We start from the raw sequence: 17911 nt of genomic DNA on the forward strand, positions 1-17911 counted from the left end.
GCCGGGGTGTGGGGTGGCAGGTCCTGCGGTGGGCGCTCAGCGCTCCGTGCCGTAGGGCACCGGCTCGCTCACGCCGGCCGGTACCCGGGTGCGGGGAGCGGCCGGCGTCGCGGCGGCCGTGTCGCCGGGGCCGGTGGCCGCCGGGGAAGCGGTCGCCGACGACGGCAGGGTGAGGGCGAGGGCGTGTCCGGCCGCGGGCGTGGTCCAGCCGGACACCGCACCGGCGTAGGCGTCGCCGAAGCCCGTGCCCGCGCGCAGGGTGCCGGTGGGCATGGTCGCCGGCACCGCGACGCCGTCGGGTGCCTCGACGGTCACGGCGGCGCCGACGCGGTAGGCGGTGACGTGGCCGGCGTCGACGGCCGCCTGCCAGGCCGCGCGGCGCTGGAGTTCGACGCCGATGGCCTCCATGCGCAGGTTCACCACGGGGGTGTTGTCGGCGAACAGCCCGGCGTAGCCGTCGAGGACACCGTCGAGGACCGGGTAGGCGATGCGGTCCTCGGCCAGGTTCGACTGGTGGATGAAGTGCGGCTTCGGGTCGTTGGCGAGGACGTGCCCGAGTGCGATGCGCGTCTCCAGCGGCACGATGTGGCCGGTGTAGCCGGTGGCGGTGTCCAGCGGTGCGGTCAGGCACGTGGAGGTGGCCGGGTTGTCCTCGCAGATGCCGCTGCCGCCCTGGGCGCGGCTGGTGTAGATCCAGTTGTACTCGTCGACCTGCTCGGCCGCCCGCCCGGCGTTGTAGAAGACGTTCATCGGGTAGCGGGAGACCGTCGTGGCGCTGCCCACCCGGCGCTGCACGGGGTCGCGGGAGTTGTCCGAGCCGAGCCAGGCGACGCCGTTGTCCGTGAGGGCGGGGCCCAGGTTCGGGTTGTCCACGGGCTGCTGCGGGGTCACCTTCAGGCCGGAGTGCTCGCCGGTCACCAACTCGTCGTTGTCCAGCGGCAGTCCGGCCGTCTGGCCCCAGACCCGGTTGGTGGCGATCTCGTCCGCGATCTCGTTGCGGGAGACCCACCGGGTGCTGCCGTCGGCGTTCGTGGCGCACTTCCACGGCACGACGCTGACGTCCTGGACGCAGCCGAGGAAGGCGTGCGTGTACGTGTGGTTGATCCAGCGGAATTCACCGCGGTCGGCGATCAGCTTGTCGGCGAGCGGGTCGGCGCCGTCGTTGTCCTGGCGGTGGTCGACGCTGCCGGAACCGTTGTAGGCCAGGTCGAGGGTGAAGTTTCTGCTGTCCTGCCAGGCGGTGGCGTGGTCGACGTCGGCGGGGACCATGCGGATCGGGTTCGGGGTGCCCTCGCCCGGCGCGCAGTCCACGTCGCCGGGTGTGCAGTTGAGCTGGGTGTCCCAGCGGTCGTCGGCGGCGAACACGTCGTCGACGTGGACCGCGAAGTAGTTGCGGTCGGCGCCCAGGTGGACCCCGCCGGTCATCCACTCCACGATGCCCCGGGCCAGCAGCCGGAACTGCTGCTGGTACTGGTTGTAGACGAAGGTGACGACCAGTTCGCGCCGCCCGTCGTGCCGGTACTCGCCCACCAGCGAGCCCTTCGTCGCCCGCCCGGGTATCGCCGCCTGGACGTACGGGACGAAGTCGGCGCCCGGCGCGGGCGTCGACAGGTAGGCGTAGGACTCGCCCACGGTGGGGGAGTTGTCCTCGAACGGTACGGCTCCGTCCAGATAGCCGAAGGGGCCCGCCTGACCGGCCTGCGTCACCTCGGCCCGTACGCCGTCCAGACTGCCGGCGTACCCGGTGCCGACCGCGTACTGGAGCCCGACCTCGGGACGCGCGTAGGTGTACGCGTCGACCTGCGGGATCCCGTACGCCTTCTCGTAGGCGGCCAGGGCCGCCATCTCGCCCGAGGCCGCCGGGAAGGGATTGTCATTGGGCATGACCACGGCCTGGAACCTGGCGCGGGGCCGGCCGTCCACGGTGTCGGCGAGGAAGCCGGCGTCGATCACGGGCCGGTTCGTGTCCCCGAGATCGACCTTCGTGTACGGCGTTCCGGCGGTCCTGAGCTCGGCGGCGATGGCGTCGGTGGCCGGTCCTCCGTCGCTCACTACCAGCACGCGCAGGTCGATGCGTGGTGCCGGGGTGTCCGCCCGGGCCGTGCCGGCCGGTAGGGCGAGCGACGCGATCAGCGCGCCCACTGTGAGCGCCGTCGTGCGAATGGTCCGCTTCATGCGGTGAGATTCCCCTCCCCGGGCAGGGGTCGGCCGCCCCTTTCGGAGCCCCCCACCCCATGACAACGCCGCCGCTCCCCTGAGACGCCGGTCGTCAACGCATCCGTCGCGTCACATAGTGAGGTCTGTGTGGAGCTTTTGTGTGCCTGCTGCGGAACTTGACGGAAAAGTACGTGTGTTCTTTCGGCTCCCACGGGCATGCTCCCCGGTCGTCGGTGAGTGCCGCATCCCGGCAGGTCGAAGGCGCCGCAGGGCCTGTGTACTGCTGCGGAACGGAATCGGGCGGACACGGAACGTCATGTTCCGCCGGGCTTCCGTGCCAGAGGTCTGCACCAGCGCGCCGACCGGCCCTGGCGCGAGATCAGGTCACGCGTGATCCGCAGGCCGGCGGCGGCCGGCCCGTCGTGGGGCCGGCCGCCGCCGGTGCTCAGTACGCGGGGGGTGGCGCGGTCAGGCACACAGGACGCGGGTCTCCGGCGTGTAGACCGGGCCGCCGTTGACGCTCGTGGTGTCGCTGAACTCGGCGTAGTAGTACGAGTAGAAGCCGATGTTGCCGTTGCAGCCGGAGTCGGCGGCGATCTGCAGCGTCAGCGTGACGGTACGGCTCTGACCGGGCGGGATGGTGGCGCCGTAGTTGGCGCCCAGGTTGGCGGGCCCGGTCCCGCTGCACGGCACGGCTCCGTTCTCCGCCGCCAGACTGCAGCCGGTGAAGCTGTACTTGAGGTCGGGGCGCTGGGTGGTCAGCCAGGTCGGGTCGATCGTCTGGTAGACGAACCAGATGTCGTACGTCTTGTTGTTCTTGATCGTCATCGACAGGTTCACCGTGCCGCCCGGCTGCGTGGTCGCCGCGTCGGAGCTGAACGACAGCTCGGCCGGGGCCGGTTCGGCGGCGCTCGCCGAGGGCGCCAGGCCGAACAGGGCGAGGGCGAGGGCGATGATCGTGGCGAGACCGAAGCGTCTCGTTCGTGTGGATCGCATGGCCCGGGAGACTAGGCACGGCCCCCGCCCACCGTCTGTACCGCCAGGAACAGCGGGAACACGGCTCGGCTGGAAGTGTGCGTTCGGTGAAGGACCTGTGACGGCACCGTCACAACGGGTGCCGGCCGGTGTTCGCGCACCACAGCGCCGTGCGCGCACCGGTCCCGCCGGTAACCTTGCCGGGCCGCTCCGCCGCCCCGGCCCACCGGCGGCAATGGCGGATTCCGCGCGCCTGCCGAAAGCGGCCCGTGCGCCCGGGGCATGGGTCCCCGGGCGCACGGACACCTGGTTCACCCGTCCGTCACGGGAACTGGGTGACCTTGGACGGCACGGTGTCCGTCCCCGACGTGGGCGCGCCGGTGTCGTTGATCACGTGCGCGTACTGGCCCTTTCCGCCCAGCGAGATCACCATCAGGTGGCGCATCCTGACGCCCGGCTTGACCGGCACCTGGAACCCGTGGTGCTGGACGATCGTGTCGTCGGACGTGTAGTTGCAGTAACTGCCCAGTGCCACGGCCTCGTGCTCGTTCACCGAGTCGGCGACCTTGTAGGCGGCGTAGCCGACGATGCCGTCGTGGGTGATGGCGGCCTCGTTCGGGGCGTCGTACGCCTTCTCGTTCTGGAAGAAGATCGTCCGGCCGCGCTCCCCGCTCCAGAACACGTCGTACTTGTTGAAGTGCTCCACGAACAATCCCGTCGCGAGGACGTCGTCGCCGTTGACGCGCAGCCCGTAGTCGGCCCGGTTGGTCTCCCAGCCGACACCGGCACCGTGGTCGGCGCGCCAGATCCAGGTGTGGTCGATGATCACGTCGTCGCTGTCGACCACGACGGAGTCGGTGGCCAGCCCCGGGCCCGCGCCGCCGACGCGGATGAACACGTCCTGCATGGTGGTGGGGTTGGCGGAGTGGTCGGCGCTCGCGCCCGGAGTCCCGATCCGCAGCAGCGTGTCGGACCGCACCGGGCCGGCGTCGATCAGGAAGCCGGCGAGCCGCACACCGTCGACGTCGGCCACGTGCAGGGCGTCGACGCCGCCGTCGGGGACGATGGTGGCGAGTCCCAGACCCAGCACGACCGTGTTCGCCCGGTTCACCTCGATGGTCCGGTCGAGGTGGTAGACACCGGGCGTGAACAGCAGGTTGAGCCCCTGGGCGAGGGCGGCGTTGATGGTCGCGGCCGTCGCGCCGGGCTTGACGACGTAGAACTGGCTGAGCGGCAGGGAGGTGCCGCCGGCGTTGGCGGGCCAGGACACGCCGCGGGCGTTGGTGCGTTTGCCGGGCACGAACACCTTGTACTCGTTGCCGTCCAGGTAGAGGAACGGCTTCTCGCGCGAGAGCGGTGTGGTGTCGAGCGTGGTGTACGGGCCGGTCTCGAAGTTGCTCGCCGGCGCGCCCTCGACACCGGTGAAGGTCATGTTCCAGACGCCGTTGGTCCAGCCGCCGACCGAGCTGTCCCGGGTGTACCACTGCTGCTGCGAGTAGGGACCGACCGTGCCGTCGATCTTCGAGTCGGCGATGTAACCGCCGGAGGCCCAGCCGTAGCCGTTGGGGGCGAGGTTGAGGCCGCCCTTGACGTGGATGCGCCGGAACGGGGCGGCCTGGGCGACGGCCCAGCGGTCGGTGCCGTTGGACGGCGTGATGGCCAGGTTCTCGGCCGAACGCCAGAAGTTCTGCGTGGCGTTGCCGTTGAACCAGCCCGCGTCCACGGTGATGTCACCGTTGATCTGCGTGTCGTCCGGGTTGAGACCGAGCCCGGAGATGGAGGTGTAGAAGCCGAGTTGGGCGTTGATGCCGTTGTAGGTGCCCGGCTTCAGCAGGAACTGGTAGCGCCCGCTGCCGAACTGGTTCGACTCCTGCTGGGCGAAGACCTGGTCGAACTTCTGCTGGAGGCCCGGCGTGGAGGGGTCCACGACGATGACGTTCGGTCCCAGGTCACCGCCGCCCTCGACCGGGGGAGTGCCGGTCGTGCCGGTGTGGACGGCGACCTCCCACAGGGAGTAGCCGTAGCCGGTCGCGCGGACCGTGCCCCGGACGCGGACGTAACGGCCCGAACCGCTGACGTCGTAGGAGGCCTTGCCGCCGGTGGCGCCCGTGACGCTCTTCAGTGTCTGCCAGCTCTGCCCGTCCGAGGAGGCCTCGATCCGGAACTCCTTGGCGTAGGCCGCCTCCCAGTTCAGGTCCACCTTGCACAGGTCCCGCACCGAGCCCAGGTCGACCTGGACCCACTGCGGGTCGGAGGCCTGGCTGGACCAGCGGGTGCCGGCGTCGCCGTCGAAGGCGGCGGAGGCGGGGGTCCCGGCGTTCTCCACGGAGGAGGCCGAGGCGGGCTTGCCGCGGGCGGCGTTGTCCGTGCCGCACGAGCCGGGGGCGGTGCCCCCGGTGGTGCCGAAGACCTGGAACTCCCACAGGGAGTAGCCCCAGGGGGTGGCCCGGTGGACGCCCTGCATCCGGACGTAGCGGCCCTGCCCCGAGACGTCCAGGGTGTCGGTGCCGCCGTCGCCGCCGGTCACCGTCTTCGCGTCGGTCCAGGTGTTCCCGTCCGGGGAGAGCTGGATCCGGTAGTCCTTGCCGTACGCGGCCTCCCATTGGAGGACGACCCGGGTGACGGAGGCCGTGGCGCCGAGGTCGACCTGGAGCCACTGGGCGTCGCTCGCGGCCGATGACCACCTCGTGCCCGAGTCGCCGTCGACGGCGTTGCCCGGGGCTGTCCCGGCGTTCTCGGTGGACGAGGCCGTGACCGTGCGGCCCTGGGACAGGGGGGTGTCGGCCGCGGAGGCCGTCACCTGTGTGGGGAGGGTGACGAGCGCCGCCGTGGCGACGAGCGCGACACCCAGGGATCTGAGTCTCATGCGTGAGCTTTCTGCGGGTGCGGACAGGGAGGGGGGCGGCCTTCCCGGCCGGATGCCGGGAGCGGCTGACGGGGCGAACGGCTTTATGAGGTCGCTTAGTTCAAGCTGTGATTTAAGTGGTGAGGCATCGATGGGGCAAGGGTTTGGACGAGAGAAAAAAGTCCGGCGGCCGCCTCGGCCTCCCGGGGGCGGGTCCCTCCTCAGCGTCCGGTCGTCGCGAAGACGCCCGCCCGTGCCGCCGCGACCGCGGCGTCCGCGGCGCGGTCCGCCGCCGCCTCGTCGAGCGGCTCGCCGGTGGTCAGCAGGCGGTAGTACAGGGGGGCGGAGACCGCGCGGATCACCTCGTGGGTGTCGGTGCCCTCGGGCAGTTCACCGCGCTCGACGGCCTGCCGGACGCAGGGCTCCCATTCCGAGACGCGGGTGTCGTAGAACCGGCGGAGGGCGGCTGCCGCCTGTCCGTCACAGGTCGCGGCGGCGATCACCGCCTTGAACAGCGCGCCCTGCCGTGCGTCGGCCAGGGTGCGCTGGACGAGCCGGGCGTTCGCGCGCAGGTCGTCGGTCAGGCTGCCCGTGTCCGTGCGGGGGAGCGACTGCTCGGCCATGTCCGACAGCAGGTCGGCGACCAGGTTGGCCGGGGTTCCCCAGCGGCGGTAGACCGTGGTCCTGCCGACCTCGGCGCGACGGGCCACGTCGGCGAGGTCCAGGCCGGCCAGGCCGTGCTCGGCCAGTGCGTCGCCGGCGGCTCGCAGTACGGCGGACCGCACCCGCGCCGTGCGGCCTCCCGGGCGGACGGTGCCCGGCTCCACGCTGTCGGACGTCATAACGGTACTCCGGTTCCATTAGGCGCTCGGTTCCTGTTAGTCTGTGGACATCTTAACGGAACGAACGTCCCGTTAAAGAGGTGTCGTCGCGTCGTTCGACCGACGGGGCGACCGGACGAGGGGATGCGGTTGTGGAATACAGGAGACTGGGCGAGTCCGGGCTCATGGTCCCGGCACTGAGCTTCGGCGCGGGTACCTTCGGCGGGCGCGGAGAGCTCTTCGGGGCGTGGGGCGACACGGACGAGGCGCAGGCACGCCGGCTGGTCGACATCTGCCTGGAGGCGGGCGTGACCATGTTCGACACCGCCGACGTCTACTCCGGCGGCGCGTCGGAGGAAGTGCTCGGCGCGGCCGTCAAGGGGCGCCGTGACCAGGTGATCCTCTCCACGAAGGCCGGCCTGCCGACCGGCGACGGACCGGCGGACGCGGGAACCTCACGGGCGCGGCTGATCAAGGCGGTCGACGGTGCCCTGCGCCGGCTGGGCACCGACTACATCGATCTCTTCCAGTTGCACGCCTACGACGCGCGGACCCCGGTCCACGAGGTGCTGTCCACCCTCGACGACCTCGTACGCGCCGGAAAGCTCCGCTACACCGGCGTCTCGAACTTCAGCGGGTGGCAGCTGATGAAGTCGCTGGCCGACGCGGACCGGCACGGGTACCAGCGGTACGCGGCGCACCAGGTCTACTACTCCCTCGTCGGCCGGGACTACGAGTGGGAACTCATGCCGCTGGGGCTCGACCAGGGGGTCGGAGCCGTCGTCTGGAGCCCGCTGGGGTGGGGGCGGCTGACGGGCCGCATCCGCCGTGGCCGGCCGCTGCCCGCCGGGAGCCGGCTGCACGCCACGGCCGACTACGGCCCTCCCGTGGAGGACGACCACCTCTACCGGGTGGTGGACGCCCTCGACGCCGTCGCCGAGGAGACGGGCAGGACCGTCCCCCAGATCGCCATCAACTGGCTGCTGCGGCGCCCGACCGTCTCCTCGGTCCTCATCGGCGCCCGCAACGAGGAGCAGCTCCGGCAGAACCTGGGCGCCGTCGGCTGGTCCCTGACCGAGGATCAGGTGACCCGCCTCGACGCCGCGAGTGCCAAGGCCGCCCCTTACCCCTACTTCCCCTACGAGCGACAGGAGGGCTTCGCCCGCCTCAACCCCCACCCCCTCGGGAGGGCGGGCGCGGACGCGGCCCCGTTGCGCGGCTGAGGCACCGCTTCCGGCGCGGGCGGCGCGGGATTGTCAGTGCCGTACTGAAGAATGCGGCGCAAGCGAGATCAACACCGGCCGGACCGGGTAGGCGGTCTCGAGTCACTGACCTGGAAAGGCCACAGCCGATGCCGCCCACCGCCCTGCTCCCGCAGACCGTCGCCCCCCGCGCGACCGGCCGCCCCGCCCGGCTCGGTGCCGTCCCTCCCGTCGGCGCCGTTCCCGCCCCGGGGCGCCCACGGTCCCGCCCGTGCGGTCCCCTCAGCCCCGTGGAGTCCGACATCCTGCGGATCGTCTCCGATACGCGTACCCCCGTGTTCGTCACCGTGCGGGGCGGCGGACGGCGCAGATACAGCTATTGGCGACCGCTGGACTCCGCCACGGGCAAGGGGGGTTGCTACGTCGCGCTGCCGACCGCCGAGTGCGACGCGCTGCACGCCGCCGGCCGGATCACGCTCGGCGACCCCCTGACCGACCCGGCCAGGACGACCTACCGGGTCAGGGCCGCCCACACCCCCGCCGCACCCCTCCGCGCGGTGCGAGGCCGTATGCGCGCGGCCTGACGGGGCGACGGCGGTGGCGGACCGTCGGGCCACAGCTCGGACCACACGGTCTTGTGCGGGTCGCCGGCGTCGGCCGTGCCGCGACGCCAACTGCTCGACCAGCGCCAGCCCTTGCCCCGTACCGGCGTACGGCGGGGAGTGGCGCGGCACGGGGCCACGGCGGGGCCGGCTATCGCCGACCTCCACGCGCGCCCGGCCGTCGTGCACGCGGACCCCGACCTCGATCTCCGTGCCCGCGTGCAGCACCGCGTTGGTGACCAGCTCGCCCGCGAGGAGCTGGGCGGTGTCGGCGAGGTCCGGGGCGACGCCGCGGAGAGCCGCGCGCACGAACCGTCGAGCCGACGCCGCGCTCCGCGGCTCCCCGGGAAAGCGCCGTGACACCGCCTCCGGCGGATCGGGATGGTCCATGACACCAGTGTGTGCCCGGCACGGCCGGGATCGCGGGACGCCGTGCGGCGGGCGCCGGCCGGGCCGCCGCGGCCGTCCGCCGTCCGGGTGACGGCCCGGACGGCTCGCACAGAGGGGGCACCGGGAGGAGTCAGGGGGAGGGGCCACAGGGGGCGGGTCTGGTAGGTGGCGGACGACTCCGATAGTTTTCTCGTGTGGCCCCGCGTTCTCCCCCGTGCGCGGGGCCACACCACCGAACGGAACCTCGTGATGGTCGACGCGCCCGGTGATGTGAGCCGCCGACCGGGCAGAATCCCTCACAACAGGCCGAGCGGCGGCAACGCGGCTCGCGGTGCGAGAGAGGTGTCGGTGCGTGGGTGAGCGGCAGGACCGGGAGTGGACGGCGATGACCCCGGGGGACTTCGACCGGGAAGCCCCGCTGCGGCTGAACGTGGGCACCGGTCCCACCGCCGTTCCGGCCGAGCCCGACGAGTACGGCACGGCTCCCCTGTTCGGGGACACGGCACCCGAGCGGACCACCCCACGCCGGGACCGGCCGCGCGCCAGACCGACCGGCGCGCAGGAACGCCTGTTCTGACCGGGAGCCGTGATCACGCGGCTGGTGAACGGGCCGCCAAATGATTGGACGGCGCGATGCTCGCGCTTGTAGCTTGCGGGGGACCGTGACACCGCCCGAGGAGGTGAGACCCATGAACGCAGTATCGACGTGGGTGCTCCCCCTTTCCGTCACGGCCGGCGATTGACGTAGGTGTCGCCGGGAGCGCCTCCCCACCAAGGCACTCCCGAAAGGGCAACACCTATGGACTCTTCGCAGTTCACCACCGAGCCGTCGGCCCCCGGCGCCGAGCGCGCGCCCCTCATGTACGACGTGATCATTGCCGGGTGCGGGCCGACCGGCGCGATGCTGGCCGCCGAACTGCGGCTGCACGGCGTGCGGGTCCTCGTTCTGGAGAAGGAGACCGAGCCCGCTTCGTTCGTCCGCATCGTCGGTCTGCACATGCGCAGTCTCGAGCTGATGGCGATGCGCGGACTCCTGGATCGCATGCGCGAACACGGAAGGCAGCGTCCGGCCGGCGGATTCTTCGCCGCCATCGACAAACCCGCGCCCAAGGGCCTGGATTCCGCGCACGCCTATCTGCTGGGCATCCCGCAGCCGGTCGTCGTGCGCCTGCTCGAAGAACACGCGACCCGACTGGGCGCGCAGATCCGGCGGGGTTGCACGGTGGCCGGTTTCGAGCAGGACGAGGCGGGTGTGACCGTCGAGCTGGTGGACGGCGAGAAGCTGCGCTCGCGCTGTCTCGTCGGCTGTGACGGCGGGCGCAGTACGGTGCGCAGACTGCTCGGCGTCGGCTTTCCCGGCGAGCCCTCGCGGACCGAGACGCTGATGGGCGAGATGCACGTGGGTGTGCCGCAGGAGGAGATCGCCGCCAAGGTGGCCGAGATCCGCGCGACCGACAAGCGCTTCTGGCTCAGGCCCGTCGGAAGCGCCTACAGCGTCGTGGTCCCCGCCGCGGGAGTCGGCGATCGCACGGAACCACCCACCCTCGACGACTTCAAGCAACGACTGCGCGCCATCGCCGGAACCGATTTCGGCGTGCACTCACCGCGCTGGTTGTCCCGCTTCGGGGATGCCACCCGGCTGGCCGAGCGCTATCGGGTCGGGCGGGTGCTGCTGGCCGGCGACGCGGCGCACATCCATCCGCCCGCCGGCGGACAGGGCCTCAACCTGGGCGTCCAGGACGCGTTCAACCTCGGCTGGAAACTGGCCGCACACATCCGCGGCTGGGCGCCGGAAACTCTGCTGGACACTTACCAGGCCGAACGTCGTCCGGTCGCCGAGGACGTGCTGGACAACACCCGCGCCCAGATGGAACTGCACTCCACCGAACCGGGCCCGCAGGCCGTGCGCAGGCTGCTCACCGAACTGATGGACTTCGACGAGGTGAACCGCCACCTCATCGAGAAGATCACCGCGATCGACATCCGCTACGACTTCGGCGAAGGCCCCGACCTGCTCGGCCGCCGCCTGCCCGACATCGACGTGGCACACGGCCGCCTCTACGATCTGCTGCATCGCGGCCGCGGCCTGCTGCTGGACCGCACCGAACGGCTGACCGTCGGCGGCTGGTCGGACCGGGTCGACCACCTCGCGGACCCCACTGCGGCCCTGGATGTTCCCGGCGTCCTGCTGCGCCCCGACGGCCACGTCGCCTGGATCGGCGACGCTCAGCAGGACCTGGACGACCACCTCTCCCGCTGGTTCGGCAGGCCCGCCGACTGACCCTCGGCTCGCGAAGGCGGCCCCGGCCCGCATCAGAGGGCCGCCTTCCGGGAGTGCCGGGACGCCACGGCCCGAGGATCAGAGCCGCTCGGTGGCGTTCGGGGAGACAGGCCGCTCGAAGAAGGTCTCCAGGACGACGGTGGCCTGCGTCCCGCTGACGCCGTCGGTCGCGTAGATCCGTCGGAGCATGTCCCGCAGTTGCCCGGTGGTCGCGGTCCTGACCCTCACCGGTCGGTGCCCTCCCCGTCCGGGCCGGGGGTGTCCTGTCCGAGTCCCCGGCGGATCGCGATCTCCACCGGTGAGTAGGCGCCGTCGGCACGCTCCAGTTCGTACGGCGCGGCCGGCAACAGCGGCGGCTGGGCCATGAAGCGCGGCCGCACCCCGTGGTGCGGCTGCGCCGCGTGCACCAGGAACGGGTGGCACAGGAAGACGTCGCCCGGGGACCCGGTCGCGAGAGCGAGGGGCCGGTGGTCGGACACCGCCACCAGATCGGGCGCGAGAGTCAGTCCGCTCGCCCCGTCCTCCCCGTACTTCTCCAGCACCTTCGGCACGTCGAGGTGCGAACCGACCCGGATCCGGGTCGGGGCGTCCTCCTCACCCACCTCGCTGAACAGGAACAGCATCAACAGCGCCCGGCCCCGGGAGCGCAGATTCGTGAAGTACCAGCTCTCGCCCTTCGGCAGATAGCTGCCCTCGATGTGCCAGCCCGCGTCCTCCGGCTCCTCCTCGTGCGGGAAACGCAGCGGGAACGTGCCCAGCGAGTAGCGCGGCTCCCAGCGTCCCTCGCCGACGAGCAGGTCGTACGCGCGGTGCAGGGACGGGGAGTTGGGCGCGGCGGCGAACGGCCCCTGCCCCATGCCGGGCACCCGGTGCACCGGCTGCGTCCACGTCGCCGGATCGTCCGGGTCGCAGCCCGTCTCCCGCCACAGCAGCCGCGCGCAGTCCGCGGCCACGCGCGGCGCGACGGCGCCCTCCAGCTTCACGAAGCCGTCGCGGAGGAAGCGGGATACCAAGATCGTGTCGTCCATGCCCCCATCGTGCGGCGGCTCCGCCCCCGATCACCCGACAGCAACCGCACCGCCTTTGTCGGGTGTCGGCGGAGCGTCGGCCACACCCCGCGCGGTCCAGGCCACGAATAGCGCCGGCCATGCTCGTAACTGCTCGAAACGGCTTTGCATCGAGCACGTATTGACATGCCCGGGCCGAGCCCGCCAGAGTCGTGCACCGACAGTGCTCCGGCAGTGACGCGGACAGCTCACTGGGGGAGTGTTGCCGTCATGCCCGGAATGCCCGCTGTGTCACGCCTGCCGCCTCGGGACGCAACCGTCGCCACCGACGCGCACGCGGCCGCAGCGCCGACCGACCCCGGAGGGCACCATGAACGGTCAGTCCCGAGCGCGTCTGCTCGCCGCCGCCCTGGCCGCCGCGCTGCTCACGGCCGCGGTGCCGTCGTACGCGGGCGCCCGTGACGCGTCCGCCGCCGACGGCCGGCTCGGCGACGCCACCGGCTTCACCGCGGACGGCGACACCTACACCGTCGCCTCGGGCGACGCGAAGCTCCGCATCAGCTTCCCCGACGACGACCTCTTCCGCGTCCGCCTCGCCCCCGACGGGCACTTCACCGACCCGGCGAACGACGACCCCGCGGATCCCACCGCCCCGGACGCCGACATCGTCGTCAAGACCGACTACAAGGGCGCCCACTCGACCCACACCGAGACCGACGACGCCTACGTCATCCGCACCGACGAGGCGACCCTGACGGTCACCAAGTCGCCCGTCACCCTGGCCCTCGCCGACGAGGACGGCAGACAGCTGTGGCGGGAGACCGCACCGCTGTCCTGGTCGGCCGGCGGAACCGCGCAGACCCTGGGCCAGGGCGCACAGGAGCAGTTCTTCGGCGGCGGCATGCAGAACGGCCGCTTCAGCCACCGCGGCCAGAGCATCGACATCAGCCGCGACTACGACTGGAACGACGGCGGCAACCCGAACGCGGCGCCGTTCTACCTCTCCAGCAACGGCTACGGCGTCCTGCGCAACACCTTCGCCCCCGGACGCTACGACTTCGGCGCACCGGTACGCACCACCCACCAGGAACAGCGCTTCGACGCCTACTACTTCGTCGGCGACGCCAAGCAGGTCATCGACGGATACACCGAACTCACCGGCCGCCCCGCCATGCTGCCGATGTACGCCATGGAACTCGGCGACGCCGACTGCTACCTGCACAACGCCAACCGCGGTGAACGCGAGACGCTGCGCGACTCCCGCGCGATCGCCGACGGCTACGCCCGGGAGGGCATGCCGCTCGGCTGGATGCTGGTCAACGACGGCTACGGCTGCGGCTACGAGGACCTCCCCGCAACCGGCGACATGCTGCACGGAAACGGCGCCGAACTCGGCCTGTGGACCGAGGCCGACCTGACCGAGCAGGAGTCCGAGGTCGCCGCCGGGGTCCGGGTGCGCAAGACCGACGTCGCCTGGGTCGGCCCCGGCTACCGCTTCGCCCTCGACGCCTGCGAGAAGGCGCAGAACGGCATCGAGGAGCACAGCGCCGACCGCGCGACCGTGCTCACCGTCGAGGGCTGGGCCGGCACCCAGCGCTGCGGCGCCATGTGGAGCGGCGACCAGTCGGGCTCGTGGGACTACATCCGCTGGCAGATCCCCACCTACGCCGGTTCCACCATGTCCGGCCAGCCCGTCACCACCGGCGACGTCGACGGCATCTTCGGCGGCAGCGCCGAGACCTATGTGCGCGACCTCCAGTGGAAGATGCTGCTGCCGATGACGTACGCCATGAGCGGCTGGGCGGCGAGCGACAAGCAGCCCTGGCGGTACGGCGCGCCCTACACGGCGATCAACAAGAAGTACCTGCTGCTGCACGAGCGGCTGCTGCCCTACCTGTACACGCACCTGGCGAACGCCTCGAAGACCGGCGTCGGCCCCACCCGCCCCCTGTACCTGAACTACCCCGACGACCCGGCCACCTGGGGCGACCGGGCGAAGTACGAGTTCCTCGCCGGCGACGACCTCCTGGTCGCCCCCGTCTACGAGGACAGCGATGTCCGCAACGGCATCCACCTGCCCGAGGGCCGCTGGGCCGACTACTGGACCGGCCGCGTGTACGAGGGCGGGCAGACCCTGGACGGCTATCAGGCCCCCCTGGACACGCTTCCGCTGTTCGTGCGCGCCGGCGCGATCGTGCCCATGTTCCCCGAGGGCACGACCGACTGGGCGCAGGGCAAGACGTCGGGCCGTCTCGACCTCGACATCTACCCCGAGGGCGACTCCGCCTTCACCCTCTACGAGGACGACGGCCGCACCCGGGCCCACACCCAGGGCGAGTCGGCCACGCAGCGCATCGACGTGACCGCGCCGGAGGCCCGCCGCCGCGGCCCCGTGGACATCCGGATCGGCGCACTCCGGGGCGCCTACGACGGCAAGCCCGCCCGGCGGAGCTACGGCCTGACCGTGCACACCGACACCGACCCGTCCGGCGTCCGGGCCGCCGGACAGCGGCTGCGGGAGGTGGCGTCCGAGCGCGAACTGCAGGCGGCGCCCTCCGGCTGGTACTACGACGCCGGGACGGGTGTCGTCCACGTCAAGACCGCCGAGGTGTCCTCCGGCGAGCAGGTGACGGTGCGCATCGACGGAGCCGGCTCCGTCGGCGGCACGCACCCCCAGGACCGCGCCGTCGGCCTCGACGCCCGCACCGCCGCCATCGGCACCATCGGAGAGTCCCAGCAGGTCGACGTGGTGGTCACCAACAGCACCGGCAAGCCGGTCACGGTGACCGGATCGGCCCTCGACGCCCCCGAGGGCTGGCAGGTCGCCGCGACCGGGCCGACGGGCACCCGCGCCCTGCCGGACGGCGACACCTTCACCGCGCGCTTCACCGTGACGCCCCCGAAGGGCGCCGCTCCCGGCAGGTACGACCTCTCCGCCCGGGCGTCGTACACGACCCGGCAGCACAGCACGTACTCCGTGAACACCCGGACCTCCACCACACTGGCGCACCCCTCGCTCGCCTCGGCCGCCGACAACGTCGGCGTGACCGAGCAGGACGACCCGGGGCCCGGCGACATCGACGGCGGCGGCTCCAGCTTCATCGCCGAACGGCTGGCCCAGAAGGGCGTCACCCCGGGCGCCGCCGTGAAGGCGAACGGCTTCTCCTTCACCTGGCCCGACGCGGCACCGGGCACCCCCGACAACGTGACGGGCAAGGGCCAGACCATCCAGGTCCCCGGCGACGAGAAGGGCAACGCGCTGGCCTTCCTCGGCACCGGAACCAGCGGCAGCGCCGAGGGCACGGCGACCGTCCACTACACCGACGGCACGACCGCCGAGGCCAAGCTGGGCTTCCCCAACTGGTGCTGTCTGCCCACCGACCGGTACGGGGCGAAGACCGCGATCACCACGAAGGGCAAGAACACGCCGTCCGGCCCCGCCTACGACACCGTCGAGTACCGCCTCTACACCAAGACGCTGCGCATCGACCCGGACAAGGACGTCGCCGCCGTCACCCTGCCGGCGAACAGCGCCGTGCACGTCTTCGCACTGGACGTGGGCGACGAGGCCGTCGTGCCCCCGGCGATCCCGGACGGCCAGTACGCCCTGGCACACACCGGAGGCGACGAACGGCTCGAGGCGCCCGGCGACAGCGAGGCCGGCCCGCTGCGGGTCGGCGCGGCCTCCACGTCGCCGGCGCAGAAGTGGAACGTCACCCGGAACGACGAAGGCACCTACCAGCTGAAGAACGCCGGCAGCGGCCTCTGCGCCGACGTGGCCGGCAGCTCGCAGGCGGCGGGAGCCACGGTGGTCCAGTACACCTGCACCGGCACCGCCAACCAGCAGTGGGCCGTCACCGCGCAGGACGGGACGCTCACCCTGAGGGCACGGCACAGCGGGCTGACCCTGACCGCCACCGCCGACGGCCTCGTGGTCCAGTCCGCCGACGAAGGGGGAGCCCGGCAGCGCTGGCGGGCCACGCAGAACTGACCCCCGCGCGCACCGCACCGGCCCCGCCACGGCCCACGGCTCACGCCGGGCCGTCGCGGGACCGGTGCCGTCGTGCCGGCTACTGCGCCAGTGCCGAGGCGGGCCCCATGACGACGACCGGCTGCCGGTCCGGGTCCAGGGCGCGCAGCAGTGCGCGCATGTGCTCCTCGTCCAGGGACACGCAGGCGTTGGTCGGCCCGCCGTGGTCCACGTGGATCCACACGCCGCCGCCCTTGTCCTCGCCCAGCGGCCGTGTCTTGTCCAGCGGGGTGGTGCCGGGCACGCGGTTGTAGTCGACGGCGATCACGTAGTCGAACGAGCCCTCCAGGTCCTCACCCAGGTGGCCGGTCCCCGAGAGCGAGAACTCCGGGTCCTGGTCGTACGGCAGCCGGGTCCCCGGGTCGGGCAGCCGGCCTCCCGCGTCGCTGATCCCGAAGACGCCGATGGGCGTGCGCAGATCGCCCGCGCTGTGGTCCCTCGTCCAGCCGCGCAGCCCGGTGTGCGCGGACCAGGGGCCGGCCACGGCCTGCCAGCCCCGCACGGGGTGCCGTTCGTAGAGCACCACCTGGGCCCGGTTGGCCTCCGCCGTCGCGGCCCGGACGACCAGGGCCTGCCCGGTGGCAGCGGGCATCCGCGCCCGCACGGTGGGTCCGAGCCCGGGAAGCGGCCGGGCGGTGGGGCCCGTCGGAGCGGGGCGGGGGGACGCCGGCGGTGCATGGGGTGTGCCGGGCGTCCGCGAGGCGCAGCCCGTGCCCAGCAGGCCGGTGCACATCACCGCGCCGATCACCAGGGCCAGGGCTTTGCTGACGTTCATCTCAACCTCCGGTTCGGTAGGTGGGCAACTCATGGGTTGACCACCGGCGCGACCGGGCCGTGCCGATACCCCGCCTCTCGCCCGTATGGCGCACGGACGACGTCGTGTGCGGGGAGTGACGGAAGGGGCCGCCGGCGGCGCCGGTCAGGTCGGGACGTCCGGGATCGGAGGGGCCCGCGGGCGCAACACCGTTCGTGCTCGGACCCCTTACTCACTGGTGAGGCGCGGACATGCCGTGTAGCGTCAGCGTCAGATGTCGTGGTTCGACCCGACCGCCCGCACCGTGGTGCGGGCGGTCTGCTGTGCAGTGCCTTGGACCCGACGACCACCTCCGGGTCCGCGCGGTGCGGATCCGATATCGGCTGAAAGGCAAAGGCATGGCCAGCGGTACCGTCAAGTGGTTCAACTCGGAAAAGGGCTTCGGCTTCATCGCGCAGGACGGCGGCGGCCCCGACGTCTTCGCGCACTACTCCAACATCAACGCCAGCGGGTACCGCGAGCTCCAGGAAGGCCAGGCTGTCACCTTCGACATCACCCAGGGCCAGAAGGGCCCGCAGGCGGAGAACATCACCCCCGCCTGACCGGGACGCGTTGAACCCGGCACGGCCCCCGGAAGCGGTTCGCTTCCGGGGGCCGTGTGCTTTTCCGGGCGGCGTACGATGCACGGCGCCGTGAGGCCGCAGCGAGTACGGTTGACTCATTCGTGAGGAATGCGACGAGCATCCCGGAAAGCGGCCCGGCAGGCGTCGGCGGCGTCACTCGATCCGCGGCGCGCTCCGCTCCCCGTCGGATTTCTCGGCCGGCGAACGGCGGCACCCCACCCAGG

12 protein-coding genes and 2 pseudogenes are annotated in these 17911 nt (G+C 72.0%); 6 read left to right on the top strand and 8 right to left on the bottom strand.

What is annotated here, in order from left to right; genetic code table 11:
* Positions 1-36: 36 nt before the first annotated feature.
* From ACIRG6_RS24985 to ACIRG6_RS25000, 4 genes are all read right to left on the bottom strand, one after another.
* On the bottom strand, positions 37-2175 hold the full coding sequence (locus ACIRG6_RS24985; protein ID WP_364680581.1) for a hypothetical protein: 2139 nt from the start codon (positions 2173-2175) through the stop codon (positions 37-39).
* A 450-nt stretch (positions 2176-2625) separates the two neighbouring features.
* Positions 2626-3153 (bottom strand): hypothetical protein, encoded by a 528-nt coding sequence (locus ACIRG6_RS24990; RefSeq protein ID WP_350721515.1) that lies wholly within the window; start codon positions 3151-3153, stop codon positions 2626-2628.
* A gap of 301 nt (positions 3154-3454) precedes the next feature.
* Positions 3455-5998, bottom strand: coding sequence for a discoidin domain-containing protein (locus ACIRG6_RS24995; protein WP_364680584.1), 2544 nt, complete (start codon positions 5996-5998; stop codon positions 3455-3457).
* A gap of 200 nt (positions 5999-6198) precedes the next feature.
* Positions 6199-6819, bottom strand: coding sequence for a TetR/AcrR family transcriptional regulator (locus ACIRG6_RS25000; RefSeq protein WP_364680587.1), 621 nt, complete (start codon positions 6817-6819; stop codon positions 6199-6201).
* A 131-nt stretch (positions 6820-6950) separates the two neighbouring features.
* Between ACIRG6_RS25000 and ACIRG6_RS25005 the strand changes: the two genes are divergently transcribed.
* Positions 6951-8021 (top strand): aldo/keto reductase, encoded by a 1071-nt coding sequence (locus ACIRG6_RS25005; RefSeq protein ID WP_403324622.1) that lies wholly within the window; start codon positions 6951-6953, stop codon positions 8019-8021.
* A 269-nt stretch (positions 8022-8290) separates the two neighbouring features.
* Entirely contained in the window at positions 8291-8584 is a 294-nt protein-coding gene (locus tag ACIRG6_RS25010; RefSeq protein ID WP_364680593.1) for a hypothetical protein, read from the top strand.
* Positions 8585-8695: 111 nt separating this feature from the next.
* On the opposite strand, the pseudogene ACIRG6_RS25015 reads toward ACIRG6_RS25010, so the two are convergent.
* A pseudogene (locus ACIRG6_RS25015) lies at positions 8696-8992 on the bottom strand (ATP-binding protein); the annotation flags it as partial.
* A 352-nt stretch (positions 8993-9344) separates the two neighbouring features.
* Here ACIRG6_RS25015 and ACIRG6_RS25020 point away from each other — a divergent pair.
* Positions 9345-9569, top strand: a complete 225-nt coding sequence (locus tag ACIRG6_RS25020) for a hypothetical protein (protein ID WP_350721521.1) — start codon at positions 9345-9347, stop codon at positions 9567-9569.
* 222 nt (positions 9570-9791) lie between these two features.
* Positions 9792-11273: a rifampin monooxygenase gene (rox, locus tag ACIRG6_RS25025; protein WP_364821320.1), complete on the top strand. Its 1482-nt coding sequence runs from the start codon at positions 9792-9794 to the stop codon at positions 11271-11273.
* Between the two features lie 78 nt (positions 11274-11351).
* On the opposite strand, the pseudogene ACIRG6_RS25030 reads toward rox, so the two are convergent.
* Together ACIRG6_RS25030 and ACIRG6_RS25035 are read right to left on the bottom strand one after the other, a co-directional pair.
* Positions 11352-11501 (bottom strand): annotated as a pseudogene (locus ACIRG6_RS25030) (Lrp/AsnC family transcriptional regulator); the annotation flags it as partial.
* The gene (locus ACIRG6_RS25035; RefSeq protein ID WP_364821317.1) at positions 11498-12301 is read right to left on the bottom strand and encodes a phytanoyl-CoA dioxygenase family protein; all 804 of its coding nucleotides are present in this window, start codon (positions 12299-12301) and stop codon (positions 11498-11500) included. The pseudogene ACIRG6_RS25030 and the gene ACIRG6_RS25035, both read right to left, overlap by 4 nt.
* Before the next feature lie 349 nt (positions 12302-12650).
* On the opposite strand from ACIRG6_RS25035, the gene ACIRG6_RS25040 reads away from it, so the two are divergent.
* Positions 12651-16271 (top strand): TIM-barrel domain-containing protein, encoded by a 3621-nt coding sequence (locus ACIRG6_RS25040; protein ID WP_365024182.1) that lies wholly within the window; start codon positions 12651-12653, stop codon positions 16269-16271.
* Positions 16272-16350: 79 nt separating this feature from the next.
* Here the strand turns inward: ACIRG6_RS25040 and ACIRG6_RS25045 are convergent, their stop codons facing one another.
* Positions 16351-17085, bottom strand: coding sequence for a L,D-transpeptidase family protein (locus ACIRG6_RS25045; RefSeq protein ID WP_364680605.1), 735 nt, complete (start codon positions 17083-17085; stop codon positions 16351-16353).
* Positions 17086-17462: 377 nt separating this feature from the next.
* Here ACIRG6_RS25045 and ACIRG6_RS25050 point away from each other — a divergent pair, with 377 nt between their 5' ends.
* Positions 17463-17666 carry a cold-shock protein gene (locus ACIRG6_RS25050; protein ID WP_028964611.1) on the top strand — a complete coding sequence of 68 codons (204 nt, stop codon included), beginning with the start codon at positions 17463-17465 and terminating at the stop codon, positions 17664-17666.
* Positions 17667-17911 lie beyond the last annotated feature (245 nt).

Source organism: Streptomyces flaveolus, from assembly GCF_044765825.1.
GTDB lineage: Bacteria > Actinomycetota > Actinomycetes > Streptomycetales > Streptomycetaceae > Streptomyces > Streptomyces flaveolus.